We start from the raw sequence: 20,232 nt of genomic DNA on the forward strand, positions 1-20,232 counted from the left end.
CGCCACATGCATAACGCCGACAGGGCTGTACTGCGCATTGGCACGGGCATCGGACTCGCAACGGGGCTCTGTTACGGATTGGCCCTGCCGATGCCCCACCTCGGCGTCATCATGGCCTGGGTGGTGCTGTGCCGACCCGGGGAGCCGCTCGGCCTGAAGAAGGGGCTAGCGGGGGGGATCCTGCTGCTGGGGATCATGGCCTCCGGGGTGCTGCTGGTTCCGCTGCTGACCCACTATGCCCTGGCGGCCGTGCTGCTTGTCGGCTTGTTGCTCTACCTGCTGATGCAGCAGGCGATGGCTGGCAAGGGGGCCGCCGCCATGTTGCTCATCATGGCCATCACGGTGATCCCGGTGGCCGGTCTCATCGAGCAGTCCCTTGCCATTGCCATCGCCCAGATGATGGGGCTTGGGATCCTGATAGGCACCCTGGTCAACCGCATGGCGCATGCACTCTTCCCCCCTCAGCCGGTGATCGGCGTGGCCGCCAGAGCGACACCGCCCCTCCCCGAACACCCCGAGCGGCTGGCGCTGCGCGCCGTCGCCATCGTGATGCCGGTGTGGCTGCTGGCGCTTGGCAATCCGGCGTTCTACATTCCGGCGGTAATGAAGACGGTGACGCTGGCCCAGCAGAGCACCTCCCTCAACGCCAAACAGGCGGGCCAGGAGCTGGTGCTCTCGACCCTGGCGGGCGCCCTGCTGGCGTTCGCACTCTGGATGGGACTCAGCCTCTGGCCCTCGCTGCTGATGCTGGTGCTGATGCTGACCCTGATGACTCTCTGGCTGGCACGGCGTCTGGTGCGACTGGTGGCGGGGCGCTTCCCGCCGTCATTCTGGAGCAACGCCTGGATCACGGCGCTTATCCTGTTTGGCCCGGCCATCGAGGACAGCGCCACCGGCAAGGATGTGTGGCTGGCGGCCGCCATGCGTTGCGGCCTCTATCTGGTGGTAGCCGGCTATGGCTGGCTGTGTATCTTGCTGCTCGAGCAGTGGCGGCCGGTCGGCCGACCACTGGCAGAAGCGAAGTTAGCAGATGCCCCGTAAACCCTCGCCCAATCGGGCGGGGATATAAGGGGCGGTAACTCAATGTTTTCTATTGAGTGGTAATATTTTTACTGTATATAATTACAGTATCTCGACATTTAAGGTTTGCCGGTGAAAAGAGCCACAAAAGTACGGATTTACCCCACTGACGAACAGGCGGCATTTTTGAATGCTCAGTTCGGCGCGGTGCGGTTCGCGTACAACAAGGCCCTTCATATTCAAAGCCACATGTTCAAGCGTCACGGGGTCTCACTGAAACCGAAACGCGACCTGAAGCCCTTGCTGGCAGTGGCAAAAAAGTCGCGCAAATACGGCTGGCTGAAAGAGTACGATTCACTCGCCTTGCAGCAGGCGGTAATCAATCTGGACAAGGCGTTTGTCAACTTCTTCAACCCCAAGCTCAAGGCGCGAATGCCAACGTTCAAGAGCAAACGGGGCAGGCAATCGAGCTATCACCCCAATGGCAAAGTGCTGGCCGACGCTATCCAGTTACCGAAGATGACGCCCATCAGGGCGGTCATTCACCGAGACATAATCGGCGTGGTCTCCAGTATCACAGTCAGCCGTGGCCCGACAGGGAAATACTATGCGTCCATCCTTTGCGATGATGGCTGCGAGGCCCCGGCCAAGCCCACCTTCATCACCGACGTGACCGGCTGTGATATGGGGCTATCCCACTATCTCATCCAGTCCAACGGAAAGAAAACGGATAACCCGCGCCACCTTGTCAATGCCAGCCGCAATCTACGGCGCAAGCAAAAGGCACTGTCTCGCAAGAAAAAGGGCAGCGCCAACCGTGGCAAGGCAAGGCGGCAACTGGCAGCCCTGCACGAACGGGTAGCCAATGCCCGCGCCGATTTTCAGCACAAACTCTCCCGCACGATGGTTGACGATAGTCAAGCGATCATCGTGGAGACATTGAAATCAGCGAACATGATGAAAAACCACAAACTGGCCCGCGCCATAGGCGATGCTGGCTGGCATGGTTTCATCATGAAGCTGGAGTACAAGGCTCAAGCGGCGGGTCGCCACCTAATCAAACTCGATCAGTGGTTTGCCAGCTCGAAACTGTGTAGCGATTGCGGCCACAAGATGCCGGATATGCCGCTGCACCAGCGGCAGTGGGCATGTCCGGCGTGTGATGCAGAGCATGACCGCGACATCAACGCAGCCATGAATATCCAGCAGCAAGGCATATTGGAATTAAAGGCGGCGGGACTCGTCGTTTCTACCCATGGAGGCCAGCGTCAATCTGCCAATTCGGCAGTAGCGGCCTAAGAAGTGGGAAGCCTCGCCGCTTGCGGCGGGGAGCAGTCACGAGACTGACATGTTTCTCATTTTGATGGTCGGCATCCCGGTGATCCTGGTCAACATGCTGTTGCAATCCCTGGTTGCCGTCTGGTGCATCCGCTTCTACATCAAGCGGTTCAATCAACGCGAGGGTGCCCTGGCTGGCATGCTGGCCCTTTTTGGCACCATCACTCTGGTGATGCTGGGCAACCTGGCCCAGATCGGCGTCTGGGGAGGGCTCTTCCTGTGGCTCGGCGAGTTCGACACCTTGCAGGAGGCCATCTATCACTCCGGGGTCAACTTCGCCACCCTGGGCTATGGCGACATCGTCATGAGCCCGCAGTGGAAGATGCTCGGGCCGCTGGAAGCGGTCAACGGCGCCCTGATGATAGGCCTCTCCGGCGCCTCCATGCTGGCGGTCTTGCAACACCATATTCGCAAGCAGCTGGGACAAGCCAGCGAATAGCACCTCTCACCAGCGAGAACGGATGCCCAAAAAGAGGGGAGCCACTGGCTCCCCTCTCCCATGGCACTAGGTCGGTCGATCGCCCTAGTCCAGCCTTAGCTCGCGACGATCTGTTCGGTCGCGACGGCAGCGTCCTTTCGCTTGATCTCCCGCACCAGCAGAGTGGAGATGACGGTTCCTGCGAAGGCAAAACACGCCATGATGCCAAACACTATCTGGTACCCTAACAAGCCGCTGTACTGATCCAGCAAATGGCCGTAGAGGCTGAAGCAGAACATAGCCGGGGCATAGCCGATGAAACTACCCATCGCCATGGCGGAGCCAATATGGTCCTCCTTGATCTTGGCCTCACCGATGGGGGCGAAGAAAACGGCTCGCTGGGTGAAGACAACGGTACCAAAGCCCAGGGTGCAGGCCATGCCGAGGTAGACGGACATCTGCTCATGGGGCAAGACGATCAGTAGGCCAAGCATGGCGGTGCTGACCATGAAGCTATAGCAGAGATAACGGCTGGGGGACTTCAGCACCTTGTCCGCTATGATGCCACCGATGGGGCCTCCGACCATCTTCAGGCAGTACTGGTTGATGATGCCATAGGCACCAACCAGTGCCACCGGCAGGGCGTAGATCTTGCTCAGGAAGGGGATGAAAAAAGTCAGGCCACAATAGACGGAGTAGACACAGAAGATGTTGAGGGCTATGAGCCACACCAGCTTGTCTCTGAGCACAGACGAGAGTTCGCCGGTACGCGTCGCCTTCTGCTCGGCCCCGGTCTTCTCCTCGTCGTTCATCAGGAACAGGATGCCGACCCCCACCACGATGACAATACAGGAGTAGAACAGGATGCCGGCCCTAAAACCGCTCAGGTCGCTGCCGAAATAGGCGAAGACCCCCAGCGCACAGAAGGCGACCACTGTATCCACCACCCCACGCCCGGTCTCAAAGAAACCAAACAACCGCCCCTGCTGGGGAAGGTGCGAATAAGCGGGGAAATTCTTCTCGGCTGACTCAGTCATTTCATTTCTTCATGTTTGAGCCGATTTTTTCTCCCGTAAATGCCTTGAATCAGCCTATTTAGACCGTTTCTTCGCCATTTAAGGCGTTATCCCCAGTTTTTAGTGAGATCTCTCCCACTGACGTATCATTTGGTCCGCCCGAAACAGGTTGGCCAGCGTGAATAACATCGCCAGTTTGTTATCGTTTTTCAGCAACCCCTTGTATCTGGCTTTCACGAAGCCGAACTGTCGCTTGATGATGCGAAATGGGTGCTCCACCTTGGCCCGGATGCTGGCTTTCATGTATTCGATGTTGATGGCCGTTTTGTTCTTGCGTGGATGCTGTTTCAAGGTTCTTATCTTGCCGGGGCGCTCGGCGATCAGCCAGTCCACATCCACCTCGGCCAGCTCCTCGCGCTGTGGCGCCCCTTGGTAGCCGGCATCGGCTGAGACAAATTGCTCCTCTCCATGCAGCAGATTACCCAGCTGATTGAGGTCATGCTCGTTGGCCGCGGTGGTGACTAGGCTGTGGGTCAGGCCACTCTTGGCATCGACACCAATGTGGGCCTTCATGCCAAAGTGCCACTGATTGCCTTTCTTGGTCTGATGCATCTGCGGATCGCGTTGCTGCTCTTTGTTCTTGGTCGAGCTGGGTGCCTCAATGATGGTGGCATCGACCAAGGTGCCTTGAGTCATCATGACGCCTGCTTCGGCCAGCCAGCGATTGATGGTCTTGAACAATTGGCGGGCCAGTTGATGCTGCTCCAGCAGGTGGCGGAAATTCATGATGGTGGTGCGGTCCGGCAAGGCGCTATCCAGGGATAACCGGGCAAACAGACGGATGGAGGCGATTTCGTACAGAGCATCTTCCATCGCGCCATCGCTCAGGTTGTACCAATGCTGCATGCAGTGAATGCGTAGCATGGTTTCCAGCGGATAAGGTCGCCGGCCATTACCAGCCTTGGGATAAAACGGCTCGATGACTTCCACCATGTTTTGCCATGGCAGAATCTGCTCCATGCGGGACAAGAAAATCTCTTTTCTAGTCTGACGGCGCTTACTGCTGAATTCACTGTCGGCGAAGGTGAGCTGATGACTCATGATGAACCCTTTTTCATGGCTCCAGATGACAAACATGATCTCATATCAGGGACTTGTTCGCACCTTCCCTAGCACGGACGCCACTCGGCAGTTGAGCCCCCAGTAGAGCTGGCCACGGGGGCCGAGTATGAAGATGTAAACGAAGCTAACCAGCAGAGGCCATCTGCCAGGTCTTGAAGCCGCCGGAGAGGTTCTTCACCCGAAAGCCGTGCTGGCTCAGCAGGCGGCAGGCCACGTGGCCGCGCAAGCCCACCTGACAGCTGATGAGCAGTTCCTTGTCCCTGGGCAGCTCGTGAAGACGGCTGCGCAGCTCGTCGAGGGGGATGTGCAACGCCCCCGGAATGCGCCCCAGCTTGTCGAGCTCGGGGCCGTTGCGCACATCTACCACCAGCTGATGGGGGTGGCGGGCCTGCACCTCGGCGGCGTGGCAGAGCAGGGTATCTCCCTTGAGGTGATTGCTCGCCACGAAGCCAGCCATGTTGATCACATCCTTGGCCGAGCCGAACGGCGGCGCATAGGTGAGCTCCAGATCCTGCAGATCAAACACGGAGAGACCGGCCCGCTGGGCCACCGCCAGTACGTCGATGCGCTTATCGACCCCATCCTTGCCGATGGCCTGGGCGCCATAAATCTTGCCATCGGGAGCAAACAGCAGCTTGAGGCTGACCGGGTGGGCACCGGGGTAGTAACCGGCGTGGCTGCCCGGGTGGACATAAACCTTCTCGAAAGGCAGACCCAGTTGCACCAGTCGCTTCTCGTTCAGGCCGGTGCTCGCCACCGCCAGATCGAACAGCTTGCAGATGGCGGTGCCCTGGGTCTTCTTGTAGGTTTCCGCACGGCCCAGCATGTTGTCGGCGGCGATGCGTCCCTGCCGGTTGGCAGGACCCGCCAGCGGGATCAGCACAGATTCGCCGGTGACGAAATCGGTCTCCTCCACCGCATCCCCCACCGCAAAGATGAAGGGATCCGAGGTACGCATGCTGGCATCGACCTTGATGCCGCCGCGCGGCCCCAATTCCAGCCCCGCCTTGGCGGCGAGCAGGGTTTCGGGCTTGACGCCGATGGCGAGGATCAGCATACCGGTGTCGAGATGGGTGCCGTCATTGAGGGTCAGGCGCAGGCCGCCGCTGTTGGCGGTGGGCACGGCTGCCGTCTTCTCGGCGGGCAGATCCAGACTCTCGATGGCTGATAGACCGGTGCGCAGACGCAGATCGATCCCCTCTTCGCGGATGCGGGCATGGAGCATGTTGGCCATCTCCTTGTCCACCGGCGCCATCACCTGATCGGCCAGCTCCAGCAGGGTGACATCCAGCTTGCGCTGATGCAGCGCCTCCATCATCTCCAGCCCGATAAATCCCCCGCCCACCACGGTGACATGGCGTGGATTGTCGTGGTGCAGGGCCGCCAGAATGCGATCCATGTCCGGGATGTTGCGCAGGGTATAAACGTGGGGGCTGTCGATACCGGGGAAAGGAGGGCGGATCGGTGCCGCACCCGGGCTCAGCAACAGCACATCGTAGGGCTCGCGCTGCTCATCACCGGTTTGCAGGTTGCGCACCAGCAGAGTCTTGCCCGCCTTGTCTATCTCGATCACGTCGTGGAAGACCCGCACATCGACGTTGAAACGGCGCTTGAAGCTCAAGGGCGTCTGCAGCAGCAAGGCATCCCGATTGGGGATATCCCCCCCGATGTGATAGGGCAGACCGCAGTTGGCAAAGCTGACGAACTCGCCCCGCTCGAACATCACTATCTCTGCCTCTTCACTCAAACGGCGGGCGCGGGCCGCCGCCGATGCACCACCCGCGACACCACCCACAATCAGGATCCGTTTCATCTGCAAGACTCCACTCAACGAGAAATTGAGTTAAAATTAGAACAATCTAATTTAGGTTTCAATGAAATTTTGTTTGCCACGGATTTGCAGTATTCTTGCCCTCCGACAATTGCTCAACAGGATAGTGTCAGTTCATGTCGTCTACCGCGCTCAGCCATCTCCCGACAGCCAGCCAGGCCCCCCTGTTCTTTCGCCTGGATACCCGTAGTCAACGGCTGGTCGCCCTGACCGATGTGATGCAGACCCCGCTCCACTGGCTCGATGAGCCCCGCAGCGCCTGGCCGGCTCAATTGCCGGATGCCCTGCGCCAACCCATAGAGCAGCGGCTCGCCAGCGGTAAGGGGGGCAAGCTGCTGTTGCGCTTTGCCGCACAGCAGTGGCACATCTCCCTCTCCCATGAACAGGACGCCTTCTGGCTCATCTGCCTGCAGACCCAGTCCCAGGAGAGCGCGGCCAGCCTGTCGCTGCAACTGCCGCGCCTGAGCCAGATGGCCAGCCAGCAGCAGTATGCCGCCATGCTGGAGAGCCTCAGGGAGTGCCTGGGGGCCGATCGCCTGATCCTCTGGCACTACCAGGCCAATGGTCCCCTCGGTAGCGAGCAGCTGACCCCTGTCTTCACCCTGAATGCGGATTCTGTCGGTGCCATTCGCGGTGACAGCCGCTACATCCGGGCCTTGCGTACCCGGGGCGCCCTGAGCTTCTCGGAGGCCGCACACCAGCCCATGCTGAGCCAGCACTATTATCTGGCCAATGCCAATGTCAGCTCCCGCCTGGACGGCGCCCTGCTGGAGCAGGAGAAGCTCATCGGCGTGCTCAGCCTCGAATACGCCGAGGCGACCCTGATCGGCGAAGAGACGCTGCAGCTGGTGCGCCACTGCGCCCAGTTGCTGGGTCACTGGCAGCCCGAACCCGAAGTGGCCGAGCCCTCCCCCTTCACCCTGCCAAGCGGTCTCAGTTGCAAGACCGGCAATGAGTATTGCCGCGCCCTGGTGCGCTGGGCCATGGCAGCGAGCGGCGCCCGCATCGGCTGGCTCGGCGAATACCAGCCCCGCGGCCAGGATCTCTGGCTCATCCCGCGCTGCGTGCTGGAGGGAGAGACCTTCTCCTTCGTTAAACCCATGCGGATGGAGATAGGCCCGGGCCGGGAGATCTTCCAGCACGGCCAGAGCCTCTATGTGGAAGACCTGCCCCTGCGCTATCCCCAGGCCAGCCAGCTGCTGGCCCTCAACGCCAAAAGCTACATCGGCATTCCGCTGCAGGGGCCGAGCGGTGCTCCCCTCGGCCAGATCGCCCTGCTGCTCGACGGGCCACTGGCCGACCCCATGCCCCTGCTCGACACCCTCTACGAGCAGCGTGAACGAGCCGCCATCGAGCTGCAGCGCCTCGCCAACGACGATGCCCTGCGCTTGGCCGAGGTGGCCTTCAACACCCACGACGGCCTGCTGGTGATGGATCACGGCGGCATCATCCTCAAGGTCAACAACTCCTTCAGCCGCATTACCGGGTTCGGGGACGATGAGATGCTCGGTCAGCATATCGAGGCCCTGAGGCCCACCTATTATGGCGACAGCCTGAAGGAGGAGGTCATCGCTGCCGTCGATGAACAGGGGTACTGGCTCGGCGAAGAGCAGTGCCTGCACAGGGATGGCCATCTCTTCCCGGTGCGGCTGATGGTCAGTGGCGTCAAGGATGAGGAGGACGAGATCAGCCATTTCGTCTGCAGCTTCCACGACATCACCCAGGAGAAGGAGGCGGCCCGCCACATCGAGCGGCTCGCCTATTACGACGATCTGTGCGACCTCTACAACAGGCGCAGCCTGAACGACATCATGCAGCGCACCCTGCAGACCCCGAGCGGACAGTGGGGGGCATTGCTGCTGCTCGATCTCGACAACTTCAAGTCGATCAACGACTCCCTCGGCCACGCCTGCGGTGATCTGCTGCTGCAAGCCGTGGTAGTGCGGCTCAAGTCCCTGCCCCAGGAGAACCTAGTGCTGGCCCGTACCTCGGGGGACGAATTCGCCCTGCTGTTCACGGCGCTGGGCCAGGGCTACATCACCGCCAAGATCCTGGCGGAGCATTTTGCCAGGGAGCTGATGGGGATCTTCCGGCTCCCCTTCGACATCGGCGATCACAAGCTGCACTGCAGTGCCTCCGTGGGGATCAGCCTGTTCAGCGATGATGACAAGGATCACCTGATCCTGATGCAGCAGGCCGACACCGCCGTCCACATGGCCAAACGCGCCGGCCAGGGCAACCACATCTTCTTCAGCGAAGCCATGGCGGAGAAGGAGAAGAGCAAGCTCTCCCTGAGCAACCAGCTGCGCGATGCCCTGCGCAACAACGAGCTGGTGCTGCACTATCAACCCCAGTACAGAGTCGACAACGGCAGCCTCTCGGGCGTGGAGGCGCTGCTGCGCTGGCAGAAGATGGACGGCACCATGATCCCCCCTGGGGAGTTCATTCCCATCGCCGAAGAGACCACCCTGATCCAGGAGATAGGCTACTGGGTGATGAAGACCGCCTGTGCCCAGTACAGTTTCTGGCTCAACAACGGCCTCGCCATCCCCCATCTGTCGGTCAACGTCAGTGCCCGCCAGTTCCACACCGCCGGCTTCGTGCAGCAGGTGGAGTATGTGCTGCGCGATACCGGGGTGCCCCCGTCGCGCCTGCTGCTGGAAGTCACCGAGTCCGTGGTGCTGGAAAACCGGCTGGACAGCATCGCCAAGATCCGCCAACTCAAGGCGCTGGGCATCCTCATCTCCATCGATGACTTCGGTACCGGGTATTCTTCTCTCGCGTATCTGCGCGATCTGCCCGCCGATGAGGTCAAACTGGACAGGAGCTTCATCCAGACGCTGGTGCACAGCGAGCAGGACAAGGCCATCGTCAAGGCCATTCTGGATCTCGCCAAGGTGTTTCGCTTCACCGTGACCGCCGAAGGGGTGGAGGAGGAAGAGCAGTTGGCCGTGCTCAAGGCACTGGGATGCCCGCACTATCAAGGCTTCCTGACCAGCCGCCCGCTTCCCGTCAAGGCACTGGAGAGTCTGCTGGGTGCCACCCCAACCGGCTAAACAGGTAGGATTTATAGGGCTTTATGTCATAAAATAACGACCGCTCGAACCCTGTCCGAACAATTGGAGTCGTCTATGTCAGTCATTAACCGGATCCCTGCCGTTGAAACCAGCGGCCCTGCCGATCAGGGCACTCAGCGGATCCCTGCCGCCACCGTTAGCGACGCCAGCAGTCCCGACATCATTGGCCGGATCCATTCCGTCGAGACCTGTGGCACCGTCGACGGCCCCGGCATCCGCTTCATCGTGTTCATGCAGGGCTGCCTGATGCGCTGCAAGTATTGCCACAACCGGGACACCTGGGACACCCAGGGCGGCCGCGAGGTCACCGTGCCCGAGTTGATGCAGGATCTCACCAGCTACCGCCACTTCATGAATGCCTCGGGCGGCGGTGTCACCGCCTCCGGTGGGGAAGCCATGCTGCAGCAAGAGTTCATCGCCGAACTGTTTGCCGCCTGCAAGGCACAGGGGATCCACACCTGCCTGGATACCAACGGCTTCGTGCGTCACTACGACGAGCTGCTCGATCGGGTGCTCGACAACACCGATCTGGTGCTGCTGGACATCAAGCAGATCAACGACGAGAAGCACATCCCTCTCACCCACGTCAGCAACAAGTACACCCTGGAGTTCGCGCGCTACCTGGCGTCCCGCGGCCAGACCATGTGGATCCGCTACGTGGTGGTGCCGACCTGGTCCGATGATGACGAGAGCGCCGAAGGGCTCGGTCAGTTCATCGCAGAGCTCGGTGATTGCGTCGAGAAGGTGGAACTGCTGCCCTACCACGAACTGGGCAAACACAAGTGGGACGTGCTGGGAGACACTTACGATCTGACCGGGATCAAGCCCCCCAGCAAGGAGACCATGGACAGAGTTCAGGCCATCCTCGGCAAGTACCACCCCAACGTGAAGTATTGAGACAGGAGGCCGCCCGGGACTGGGCGGCCTCTTTTCATTGCGCCAGCCGGCGCCCGGGCTCATCACCGGGCAGTGACATTCGAGGGAGCATGCCATGAGTGAAGGACAAGTCGCCACCCTCCTGCTCTGGCTGGTGCTGCTCGCCTTCAGCCTGAACGCCTCCCTGCTGCGCACCCTCCACGCCAACCCCCTCTATCAGCACCTCTGCCTGGGGAGCGCCATCGTCCTGGTGCCACTCTGGACCTTGCGGGCCGGCCTCCACGAGGGGCTGGAGATCCACTTTCTCGGCCTCACCAGCCTGACCCTGCTGCTGGGCTGGCGCCTCGCCCTGCTGGCCCCCTGCCTCACCTTGCTGATCCTCGGGGCCTTTGGTGTCACCGATCTGGCGGAGTTCGGCTGGCAGGCGCTCATCGGCATCGCGCTGCCGGTCGCCACCAGCTGGCTGCTGTTTCTTGGGAGCTGGGCCTGGCTGCCCCGCCACCTCTTCGTCTATCTGTTCGTGGCCGCCTTTCTTGGGGGGGCGCTCAGCATTTCGATCAAGATCCTCGCCAACGCCCTGCTGATGGGGCTGAGCGGCGCCTACCCCTGGCACATTATCAGTGCCGACTACCTCTCCATCTGGCCACTGCTGCTCTTCCCCGAGGCCCTGCTCAACGGCATGGCCATGACACTGCTCGCCGTCTACCGCCCCCACTGGGTCAGCACCTTCTTCGACAGGGAATATCTGGGGCGCTGATCCTGACATAAATGGCCATGCAGGCCCATGTCATGGGTCCCCTGAACGCCGAACAGCGCTCAGAAGACCTGATGAAAAGCTAGAATCTGTACTCGATGTGGAGTGTGTGACTGTCCAGTGATGGATTGGGCTCATACATATGCCCATTGGACATATGTTCATACTGATATCCCAGCAGCCAATTCCGATTGAAGGCATACCCCAGCCCTAATCCAGTTGATAGCTGGACAGGGCCACCATAGTCCTTAAAACCATTCCCCTTGTGCCCGAACTCATGTTTGCTTAGCCACAGCACCTCAACCGGCATCCATACCACCCATTGGCCCCACAGGCATTCAGCACGCCCTCCAGCACCCAACCGGGCCCCGGATTCATGGCCAACATCCAGCACGCCACCACGCACTCCCAACCCAAACTGACAACCCGACTCACCCCATTGCCAAAACATATGGTGGAGCTTGATGTCAGCAGTATAAATATCGAGCTTCTCGTTTTCGGCAGGTGTTCCTAGCTGCACAGCCACGATTTCGTCATTGGCAATGGCTGTCGTGCTCATGCTCAGCAAGAGCAATAATCTGGCGATCGAGTGAAGATTGGCGTCCATGCCCCCTCCTACATCCTGATGTCCCCGCTTTGTCAAGCGTCAAACAGGCACACATCAGGCATAGTCAGTGAGGGAAAGAACTGTCAACTCAACACCAAAAACTAAAAATAAATATGTTTTCGAAGAAATAGTCTACAAAATCAGCGACTGAGTGTGACGTTAAAGAAGATAATACTAATGACGCACATTGTGTATGTCTTAATGATATTCCCAACCACATCGTTACTCCTGATGCAACAAAAACATCCATCGTCAAATAAATATCTCAAACGCTCTTTATTTAAGAGCTTCCTAAATTAACAGCATCTGCGCTAAAAATACTCATCAGACCTGTTTAAACCATTACTGCAAATATGAAAATATAGTTACATAACAACAGATTAAATCACTCTGGCACTACCGGTTGCAGGACTAATATGTGTTGACTCATTCGCAGCCTACAGGTAGTATGCGCCCGTCATAAGATTAAACATGACGAGCGTCTCGAAATGACGCAATATACGCGGGCTCGGCTCCTGCACGACAGAAATGCTATGAAAACAGAGCTGCCTTTGACAGTCTGTCTTTATATGTCAATTTTATTTCAAGCCACAATTTGACCATCCTAGACCGGAGCAATGTCACTTCCGTGCGGTAGCTTTTTTCTTTTTTTGCCTTTTGAGATGATGTATTCCCGTGTACAGTTTCAGTACAGCAATACCAAGGAACAACATGAGACAAGCATTATTGCAAAATGAACACTTCCAATAACACCAAATTAACACAGAGTTAACACATCAAGTTTTGACACCTGGATAATATTTCACATGAACTACGCAACCCGGTTTCTGGCGATATCGCTAGCCATGTCTATTGCTGGCTGCGCATATGAGCCAAAGCAGGTCGAAGCCTCCCGTCCCCTCGTCAATCCATCATCGACCACAGCACTGCAAGCCATGCCAGCAAACCTGCAACAGGCGCTCAACACTCAACCTCAGGGGGCAGCACTCAGCACAAACGGTGTGACCTTCACCTTGGGTCAGCGCTATGTGTCTGCCATGGGACGTGAGTGCGTTGACCTCTTGTTCAACAACATGCAAGGTCACTCGCAAAGAAGTGTCGCATGCAAGAGTGAAGAACTGTGGTACCTGATACCTCAATTGGATCAAGCTTCTGTCAGCAGCCTTCTTGCTGAACAATAAAACTCGAAGGTATCTGTTTTGAAAATGAACGTTCGTCAGCTGAGTACCCTTCTGTTTCTCATCGGTGCCTCCTGCACCACCATGGCGGCTAGCGCACCGGACCAGGCCCAGACCCAGGCAAATGGGGCATCATTTGGCTATAACCTGTCGGGTAATTCAGGCGATAACAATCGGCCCCAACTTGGCGGCCAATCATCGCTGAGTGACCAAGCCAGCACGAGTTCAACAACCGGTAGTTTTGCGCAACAAAATCGGCAAGGCATGTTGCTGCCAGGTGAGGCAGATGTTCGGAAGTTACTGCCACAAGCCGAGGTCGGACTCCCCCCCCCCTACGGTGCCAACCTCTTTGCAGGTGGATATGAAACCGAACGCAGCGATGGTTTGAATGATAATTACCTGATAGCACCAGGTGACAAGCTGAATATCTGGATCTGGGGCGCCGTCAATTTCTCCAATGTGGTAACGGTCGACAATCAGGGCAATATTTTCATCCCTGATGTAGGCCCAATCAATGTCAAGAATGTTCCAGCCAGCCAAATCAATAATCTGGTAACCAGCAAGATTGGTGATGTATTCACCAACAACGTCAATATTTACGTCAACCTGCTGACGACAACCCCGGTGAGTGTATTCGTGACGGGGCCGGTGATCCGCCCAGGCCAATATGCCGGACAATCGTCTGACAGCGTGCTCTATTTCCTCAAGCGGGCGGGTGGCATCGATTCAGAGCGTGGTAGCTACCGTCAAATCAAGGTCTTGCGCCAAAACCAGGTCCTCCAGCAGATCGACCTGTATGAATTCATGCAGAAAGGCAAAATGCCCAAGCTTTCCCTGAAGGATCAGGATGTGATCCTGGTGGAACCCCAGGGGCCGATGATCAATGTGGCTGGCAAGGTTCGCAACCCATTCCGCTTCGAATTAAAGCAGCGCAATACGCAGGGCTCTGAGCTCATCAATTATGCCCTGCCCCTCGCCAAGGTGAGTCATGTCGGGGTAATTGGCGATCGTGCAAACGGTCCTTTCTCTATTTATCTGCCTTACAAAGATTTTGCCCGGGTCCAACTCAAGGACGGTGACAAGGTGCTGTTCAACGATGACATGCATGCACAAGTTTACGATGTGCAGGTCACCGGCAGTTATATGGGCCCCTCTTACTTCACCGTCCGCAAAGAGACCAAGCTGCACGATCTGCTCAACCATATTCCGATCAACCCGGATCTGGCCGATTACCAATCCATCTATCTGATGCGCAAGAGCGTGGCCATCCGGCAAAAAGAGATGCTGGATGAATCGCTCAACCGGCTGGAGCGCAGCGTATTCACCGCGCCGGCCAGTTCGGATGGTGAAGCGACCATCCGTGCCAAAGAGGCCGAGCTGGTCATGCAATTTGTCGACAAGGCTCGCAAGATTCAGCCTCTGGGCAAGGTCGTGGTCGCAGACAAGGGCATCATCGCCAACATTCAGCTGGAGCAAGGCGACCAGATTGTGATCCCGAACAAGACTGACCTTATCCAGGTGGGTGGTGAGGTGTTGATGCCACAAGCCGTGGTCTACAACGCCAATGCCGACCTCGATGATTATGTCGCCTGGGCCGGTGGCTTTACCGAACGAGCCAATGATCAGCGCATCGCCGTGGTGCATGCCAACGGGCTGGTGGAGTTCAAGGGCCAGGGGAATGTTCAGCCAGGGGATCAGATCATGGTGTTGCCCAAGGTTGACAGCAAAACCATGCAATCTGTCAAAGACATCACCCAGATCATCTATCAGATCGCCGTGGCGGCGAACGTAGCCATCAACTAAACCGCCCACACCGAACAATGCAGGCTCGCCAATCGGCGAGTCTGCCATACGGTAAACGACTCAATGCATAAACCCATTCTCAATCAAACACCTCGAACACCCTTGCAGGTACTGCGCGATGTGACGTTCGGTTTGCTTATCCGAGAACTGAAGACCCGTTTTGGCAGTTACCGGCTGGGCTATGCCTGGGCCCTGCTCGACCCACTGCTCATCATTGGCGCATTCAGCCTCATTTTTGGCATGCGCGGCCATAGCGGATTCGGGGGGGCGCCGGCGCCGCTCTTCATTACCGCCAGTTATTTACCCTTTATTTTTTTCAAGAATGTCGTGAGCAAGCTGCAATCCGCGGTCAGCGCCAATATGGGGCTGTTCTGCTACCGGCAGGTGACCCCGTTCTCTACCTTTGTTGCCCGTTTCATGCTCGAGACCCTGATTGGCATGATGGTAGGTATCATCCTGGTGCTGGGGCTGCTCTGGTTCGGGTTCGATGCCATTCCGGCGGATCCCTTGCAGGTGATCCTCATCTATTTGCTGTTGATGGTGTTCTCCTTTTCCCTCGGTATCGTCTTCTGCGTTATCTGCACGCTATTTCAGGAGGCAGACAAATTCCTCAACCTGCTGATGATGCCCTTGATGTTTATCTCTTGTGTGATCTATCCCTTGATGAGCATCCCAGTTCAGTATCAACACTGGTTTTTATGGAACCCGCTGGTGCATGCTCTCGAGCTGATTCGAAGTGGCTGGATCGCCGGTTACAGCAGTCCCAATGTCAGTGCGGCTTATCTGTCAGGCGTGACCCTGCTGCTGCTGACCTTTGCCATGAGCTGCTATCGTCTGAGCCATCGCCGGCTGATCGCCAGTTGATCGCCAATGAGTGCGGAATAACATGATCATTCTCGACAACGTATCCAAGTACTACCCCACCAAGTTCGGCCGCAACTATGTGCTGCGCGATGTGAGCATCACCCTGCCGCGGGATCGCAACATCGGTATTCTGGGGGTCAACGGGGCGGGCAAATCCACCTTGCTTCGCCTGCTGGGTGGCATGGATACCCCAAGCAAGGGCAAGGTGACGCGCCAATGTCGCGTCTCCTGGCCGCTGGCCCTCGGTGGTGGATTTCAAGGCAGCATGACGGGCCGGGAAAACACCCGCTTCGTCTGTCGCATCCACGGGGTACGTGACACGCAGGCGGTGGAGGAGTGGGTCAAGGAGTTCTCCGAAATCGGCCAACACTTCGAGCTGCCGATCAAAACCTACTCCAGCGGCATGAGATCCAAGTTTTCCTTCGCCGTCAGCATGGCCTTTGACTTTGATATCTATCTGACCGATGAGATCACCTCGGTGGGGGATGCCCGCTTCAAACAAAAATGCATCGATACCTTCAATCAAAAGCGCGAGACCGCGAGCCTTATCATGGTGTCCCACGACATGAAAAACCTGCGTCAGCAGTGCGACATGGGGATGCTGCTGCGCAACAGTAAATTGGAAATCTTCGACAATATCGATGACGCCATCCGCATTTATCAGGATCTTTAACAAGCTGCACCCAATATGACTCAACCTATCCGTTCCGAAAGACCATCCCGCTTCGCGCGCAAACTGCGCAAGCTCGGCAATGAACCCAAGCAGTTCTTTATCGATTCCAGCGGCTTTCAGATTGCCCACCGCTCCTGGCAACAGAGCCTCAAGCTCGGCAGTTTTCTCTGGGTCGTGGCCTGTTTTACCATCGCGGCACTCTATCTGGGGGTCATCGCCTCTGACCGTTACGTGAGCCGGGCGGAGATCATCATCAAGCAGGCGGATCAGATCAAGATGCTGCCCGATGCCCTGTCGATGCTGGGTATTGGTGGCAGCAATCATCAGGATGTGCTGCTGATCCAGGATTATCTGAACTCCTGGGATCTGCTGGCCAAGCTGGATAAAGAGCTCAACCTCAAGTCCCATTACCAGAGCGACCAGGCCGACTATTTCTCCCGTCTGCCACAGGATGTCAGCCGGGAAGACTTTATCGAATACTACCGCGATCACCTGACATTGCGCCTGGATGAGCTGTCGGGTGTGCTCACCATCGAATTGCAGGCGTTTGACCCCGAGTATGGCCAGCGGGTGGTGGGCATGATGCTCAAGGAGTCCGAGCGTTTTATCAACAAGCTGGGGCATCAGGTGGCGCTGGATCAACTGGCCTTTGTCGAGAAAGAGGTCGATAGAGCCTATCGACGGCTGCAGGATGAGAAGGCCAAGGTGCTCGCCTTTCAAAACAGCCATCAACTCATCAGTCCGGAATCCACCAGTAGCGCGCGTCTCGGGGTCGTCAGCCAGATCGAGGCCGAGCTGGTGAACCAGCACGCGCAGCTCAAACAACTGCGCAGTTATATGAGAGAGAACGCCCCCGGTGTCATCTCGGTGCAGAGCAGGGTCGATGCCCTGACAAGGCAACTGGAGCAGGAGCGTGCCAAGCTCACCGGTCTCGATAAAGATGCCATGAACGAGATCAACGCCGGTTATCTGGATGTACAGACCCAGGCCACTCTGGCAGCGGATCTCTACAAGACGGGACTCATCAGTCTGGAGCAGGCCAGGGTCGAGGCATACCGCAAGCTCAAACACCTGCTGGTGATCAGTCAACCGAGCCAGGCCCAGGATGCGGAATACCCTCGCCGTCTCTACAACCTGGCCACCGTCGGTGTGCTGCTGTTCCTCTTCTACGGGCTGATCGTGATGGGCCTTGCCACCCTGCGTGAGCACCAGGACTGACAACGAGGTGCTGAATTGGACCATACCCGGCGAGCTCAAGCCTATGGGTATGGCCTATTTTGCGCTTTGACTGCATCCCTGGTTCTCGGGAATGAGCAAGGATATTATCGAGGCGCCTCACCAAGGCGCCCAATTGACAAGAAAGTTCACTCTCTTGTCATATCGACATGTAATTATCGTATTTCCCACTCTATTAAAGCTGTGAGTCAATCCATTTGCATAATAATAAACGCCCGCGCATTGCGTTAGTGGCAGACCAGTTCACCACCTTCAGCCTGACGCCTGATGCAGACCTTATTCACATCACGCCATCAGACTGGCAATGGAAACTGAGGATATTCAAACCAGATTTTCTGTTGGTCGAGTCAGCATGGCGTGGTCATAAAAATAGCTGGCAAGGGAGAATTGCCAGCTATGCCCATAGCTCCCCCGTCAAACCGGAGTTGAGTAAATTGGTGGCATTTTGCCAAAAGCGGCATATACCCACCATTTTCTGGAATAAAGAGGACCCCTTTCATTTCGAATGCTTTGCCGATGCCGCGGCGCTGTTCGATGTGGTCTACACCACGGATGCCGATTCAGTCGCTCGCTATCAGGCCCTGCCTCGTCAAGCCTTCCGGCACGTAGGGGTCTTGATGTTTGCCGCCCAGCCCCGCTGGTATCAGCCCGCAGCGGCGGAAGAACGGGAGTCAGGGATCGCCTTTTTGGGCGGCTATTACGGCAACGAGCTGGCTGAGCGTAGCCGGGCACAAGAAGAGGTGTTATATGCACTGCGTGACCAAGGGTTAATCATTTTCGACAGATTTTGGCAAAAGAACAACGGTTGCAGCTACCCAGAAAAACTGCAGCCATATTGCAAACCGGCCATCTCACCGGTGTCGGTTGCCAAGGCCTATCGTCAATATCAGCTTTATTTGAACTTCAACACAATCAGCCAATCACCGACCATGTTATCCCGCCGGGTATTTGAGTTGGCCGCAGCAGGGTGCCCTATTATCAGTACACCTTCGCGAGCAATGGATAACATTTTTGGAAAGAGTATTGTCACGGTGCAGGATGGTACCGCGGCACAAGAATGGTGTGTGCTATTGCAGAAAGATATTCGACAAAGAAGCGAATTGGGTAGACAGGCAAGGGAAATAGTGCTTGCCCATCACACCTGGCAACATCGGCTGGCACAGCTTAATCGTGACCTCGGCCTTTATTGAGTAGTTTTGGAACAATACGTAAATTACATTAATTCACACGGGAATAACTATTATGCCAATGAAAGCGCAGCGGGTGTTGATGGTATTCGGGACAAGGCCTGAAGCAATCAAGATGGCCCCGATCGTCAAGGCCTTCCAGGCCAATCGCAAGGTGGACATCAGAGTCTGTGTCACAGGACAACACAGAGAGATGCTGGACCAGGTGCTCAATCTGTTCGAGATCAAACCTGACTATGACCTCAACATCATGAAGCCGGGACAGGATCTGACAGATGTCACCACCGCCATCTTGCAGGGGTTGAAACCTGTGTTTGCCGAGTTCAAACCGGATCGCATTCTGGTACACGGTGACACCGCCACCTCCTTTGCCGCGACCCTGGCGGCCTACTATCACCGCATCGCGGTGGGTCACGTTGAAGCCGGCCTGCGCACCGGCAATATCTACTCTCCCTGGCCTGAAGAGGGGATGCGCCGTCTGACCGGGGGGATTGCCGACCAGCACTACACCCCGACCATCAGTTCGCTGAAAAACCTCATCATGGAAAACATCGCCCCCGAGACCATCTTTGTCACTGGCAACTCGGTGATCGACGCCCTGATCGAGGTATCCCATCGCATCGACAAGAACGTGGGCATGAAAGCAGATCTGGCTGCCCGCTTCCCCTTCCTTGACCATAACAAGAAGCTGATCCTGGTGACCGGTCACCGCCGTGAAAACCATGGCGATGGTTTCGAGCGTATCTGCAAGGCACTGGCGGTGCTGGCACAGCGGGATGACGTGCAGATCGTTTATCCGGTCCACCTCAACCCCAATGTGCAGGAGCCGGTCAATCGCAACCTCAAGGGGCTCGACAACGTGTACCTGATCGAGCCGCAAGATTACCTGCCGTTCGTCTACCTGATGAAGCAGAGCTATCTGATCCTGACCGACTCCGGTGGCATTCAGGAAGAAGCACCCACCCTGGGCAAGCCCGTGCTCTGCATGCGCGACACCACGGAGCGCCCTGCCGCCGTCAAGGCTGGCACCGTACGCCTGGTCGGCACCTGTGACGAAACCATCGTCGCCGAGACAGTTCGTCTGCTGGATGACGAGCTGGCCTACCAGGTGATGAGCCACGCCAACAACCCCTATGGGGATGGCAAGACCAGTCAGCGTATCGTCGAGGCGGTGCTGGGTCTGAGCGGCGCTCTGGGCCAGCAGATTGACAGCAGCCTGCAAGTGGCCTGAT

At 57.4% G+C, this 20,232-nt stretch carries 17 protein-coding genes; 13 read left to right on the plus strand and 4 right to left on the minus strand.

The genetic code is table 11. From position 1 onward, the window contains the following. Positions 1-6 precede the first annotated feature (6 nt). From KI797_RS12890 to KI797_RS12900, 3 genes are all read left to right on the plus strand, one after another. Positions 7-1,041: a DUF2955 domain-containing protein gene (locus KI797_RS12890; protein ID WP_041205400.1), complete on the plus strand. Its 1,035-nt coding sequence runs from the start codon at positions 7-9 to the stop codon at positions 1,039-1,041. Positions 1,042-1,152: 111 nt separating this feature from the next. After that, entirely contained in the window at positions 1,153-2,319 is a 1,167-nt protein-coding gene (locus KI797_RS12895) for an RNA-guided endonuclease TnpB family protein (protein WP_041206100.1), read from the plus strand. Positions 2,320-2,368: 49 nt separating this feature from the next. Then, a complete protein-coding gene (locus tag KI797_RS12900) occupies positions 2,369-2,797 on the plus strand; it encodes an ion channel (protein WP_041205398.1) in 429 nt (142 codons plus the stop codon). Between the two features lie 95 nt (positions 2,798-2,892). On the opposite strand, the gene KI797_RS12905 is transcribed toward KI797_RS12900, so the two are convergent. From KI797_RS12905 to KI797_RS12915, 3 genes are all read right to left on the minus strand, one after another. Then, positions 2,893-3,813, minus strand: a complete 921-nt coding sequence (locus tag KI797_RS12905) for an MFS transporter (RefSeq protein WP_081805660.1) — start codon at positions 3,811-3,813, stop codon at positions 2,893-2,895. 99 nt (positions 3,814-3,912) lie between these two features. Further along, entirely contained in the window at positions 3,913-4,893 is a 981-nt protein-coding gene (locus KI797_RS12910; protein WP_226173115.1) for an IS5-like element IS5 family transposase, read from the minus strand. Between the two features lie 145 nt (positions 4,894-5,038). Then, positions 5,039-6,727: an FAD-dependent oxidoreductase gene (locus KI797_RS12915; protein ID WP_041205397.1), complete on the minus strand. Its 1,689-nt coding sequence runs from the start codon at positions 6,725-6,727 to the stop codon at positions 5,039-5,041. Positions 6,728-6,861: 134 nt separating this feature from the next. Between KI797_RS12915 and KI797_RS12920 the strand changes: the two genes are divergently transcribed. From KI797_RS12920 to KI797_RS12930, 3 genes are all read left to right on the plus strand, one after another. Beyond that, complete coding sequence (locus tag KI797_RS12920; protein ID WP_226169612.1) at positions 6,862-9,801, plus strand: sensor domain-containing phosphodiesterase; 2,940 nt, start codon at positions 6,862-6,864, stop codon at positions 9,799-9,801. 75 nt (positions 9,802-9,876) lie between these two features. Then, positions 9,877-10,719: a pyruvate formate lyase 1-activating protein gene (pflA, locus tag KI797_RS12925; RefSeq protein ID WP_139751701.1), complete on the plus strand. Its 843-nt coding sequence runs from the start codon at positions 9,877-9,879 to the stop codon at positions 10,717-10,719. Between the two features lie 94 nt (positions 10,720-10,813). Further along, complete coding sequence (locus KI797_RS12930; protein WP_226169613.1) at positions 10,814-11,455, plus strand: energy-coupling factor ABC transporter permease; 642 nt, start codon at positions 10,814-10,816, stop codon at positions 11,453-11,455. A gap of 79 nt (positions 11,456-11,534) precedes the next feature. Here KI797_RS12930 and KI797_RS12935 read toward each other — a convergent pair whose 3' ends face one another. After that, positions 11,535-12,059 (minus strand): acyloxyacyl hydrolase, encoded by a 525-nt coding sequence (locus KI797_RS12935; protein ID WP_182785726.1) that lies wholly within the window; start codon positions 12,057-12,059, stop codon positions 11,535-11,537. Between the two features lie 806 nt (positions 12,060-12,865). Here KI797_RS12935 and KI797_RS12940 point away from each other — a divergent pair. From KI797_RS12940 to wecB, 7 genes are all read left to right on the plus strand, one after another. After that, a complete protein-coding gene (locus tag KI797_RS12940; RefSeq protein WP_161470123.1) occupies positions 12,866-13,240 on the plus strand; it encodes a hypothetical protein in 375 nt (124 codons plus the stop codon). Between the two features lie 24 nt (positions 13,241-13,264). Continuing rightward, positions 13,265-15,040 carry a polysaccharide biosynthesis/export family protein gene (locus KI797_RS12945; protein WP_226173117.1) on the plus strand — a complete coding sequence of 592 codons (1,776 nt, stop codon included), beginning with the start codon at positions 13,265-13,267 and terminating at the stop codon, positions 15,038-15,040. Between the two features lie 63 nt (positions 15,041-15,103). Further along, positions 15,104-15,904 carry an ABC transporter permease gene (locus KI797_RS12950; RefSeq protein ID WP_226169614.1) on the plus strand — a complete coding sequence of 267 codons (801 nt, stop codon included), beginning with the start codon at positions 15,104-15,106 and terminating at the stop codon, positions 15,902-15,904. Between the two features lie 22 nt (positions 15,905-15,926). Then, the gene (locus KI797_RS12955; protein WP_218408865.1) at positions 15,927-16,577 is read left to right on the plus strand and encodes an ABC transporter ATP-binding protein; all 651 of its coding nucleotides are present in this window, start codon (positions 15,927-15,929) and stop codon (positions 16,575-16,577) included. A gap of 15 nt (positions 16,578-16,592) precedes the next feature. After that, a complete protein-coding gene (locus KI797_RS12960) occupies positions 16,593-17,795 on the plus strand; it encodes a sugar transporter (RefSeq protein WP_226169615.1) in 1,203 nt (400 codons plus the stop codon). 215 nt (positions 17,796-18,010) lie between these two features. Next, a complete protein-coding gene (locus KI797_RS12965; RefSeq protein ID WP_226169616.1) occupies positions 18,011-19,003 on the plus strand; it encodes a CgeB family protein in 993 nt (330 codons plus the stop codon). 79 nt (positions 19,004-19,082) lie between these two features. Then, positions 19,083-20,231 (plus strand): non-hydrolyzing UDP-N-acetylglucosamine 2-epimerase, encoded by a 1,149-nt coding sequence (gene wecB / locus KI797_RS12970; RefSeq protein ID WP_319003262.1) that lies wholly within the window; start codon positions 19,083-19,085, stop codon positions 20,229-20,231. Position 20,232: the final 1 nt, after the last annotated feature.

It is taken from the genome of Aeromonas media, from assembly GCF_020423125.1.
Taxonomy (GTDB): Bacteria; Pseudomonadota; Gammaproteobacteria; order Enterobacterales; family Aeromonadaceae; genus Aeromonas; species Aeromonas media.

What these genes read in the sequence shown, in the direction of transcription:
- KI797_RS12890 (WP_041205400.1), top strand. Translation starts at nt 7, where the DNA reads ATGCATAACGCCGACAGGGCTGTACTGCGCATTGGCACGGGCATCGGA.
- KI797_RS12900 (WP_041205398.1), top strand. Translation starts at nt 2,369, where the DNA reads ATGTTTCTCATTTTGATGGTCGGCATCCCGGTGATCCTGGTCAACATG.
- KI797_RS12905 (WP_081805660.1), bottom strand. Translation starts at nt 3,813, where the DNA reads ATGACTGAGTCAGCCGAGAAGAATTTCCCCGCTTATTCGCACCTTCCC.
- KI797_RS12910 (WP_226173115.1), bottom strand. Translation starts at nt 4,893, where the DNA reads ATGAGTCATCAGCTCACCTTCGCCGACAGTGAATTCAGCAGTAAGCGC.
- KI797_RS12915 (WP_041205397.1), bottom strand. Translation starts at nt 6,727, where the DNA reads ATGAAACGGATCCTGATTGTGGGTGGTGTCGCGGGTGGTGCATCGGCG.
- KI797_RS12920 (WP_226169612.1), top strand. Translation starts at nt 6,862, where the DNA reads ATGTCGTCTACCGCGCTCAGCCATCTCCCGACAGCCAGCCAGGCCCCC.
- pflA (WP_139751701.1), top strand. Translation starts at nt 9,877, where the DNA reads ATGTCAGTCATTAACCGGATCCCTGCCGTTGAAACCAGCGGCCCTGCC.
- KI797_RS12930 (WP_226169613.1), top strand. Translation starts at nt 10,814, where the DNA reads ATGAGTGAAGGACAAGTCGCCACCCTCCTGCTCTGGCTGGTGCTGCTC.
- KI797_RS12935 (WP_182785726.1), bottom strand. Translation starts at nt 12,059, where the DNA reads ATGGACGCCAATCTTCACTCGATCGCCAGATTATTGCTCTTGCTGAGC.
- KI797_RS12940 (WP_161470123.1), top strand. Translation starts at nt 12,866, where the DNA reads ATGAACTACGCAACCCGGTTTCTGGCGATATCGCTAGCCATGTCTATT.
- KI797_RS12945 (WP_226173117.1), top strand. Translation starts at nt 13,265, where the DNA reads ATGAACGTTCGTCAGCTGAGTACCCTTCTGTTTCTCATCGGTGCCTCC.
- KI797_RS12950 (WP_226169614.1), top strand. Translation starts at nt 15,104, where the DNA reads ATGCATAAACCCATTCTCAATCAAACACCTCGAACACCCTTGCAGGTA.
- KI797_RS12955 (WP_218408865.1), top strand. Translation starts at nt 15,927, where the DNA reads ATGATCATTCTCGACAACGTATCCAAGTACTACCCCACCAAGTTCGGC.
- KI797_RS12960 (WP_226169615.1), top strand. Translation starts at nt 16,593, where the DNA reads ATGACTCAACCTATCCGTTCCGAAAGACCATCCCGCTTCGCGCGCAAA.
- wecB (WP_319003262.1), top strand. Translation starts at nt 19,083, where the DNA reads ATGGTATTCGGGACAAGGCCTGAAGCAATCAAGATGGCCCCGATCGTC.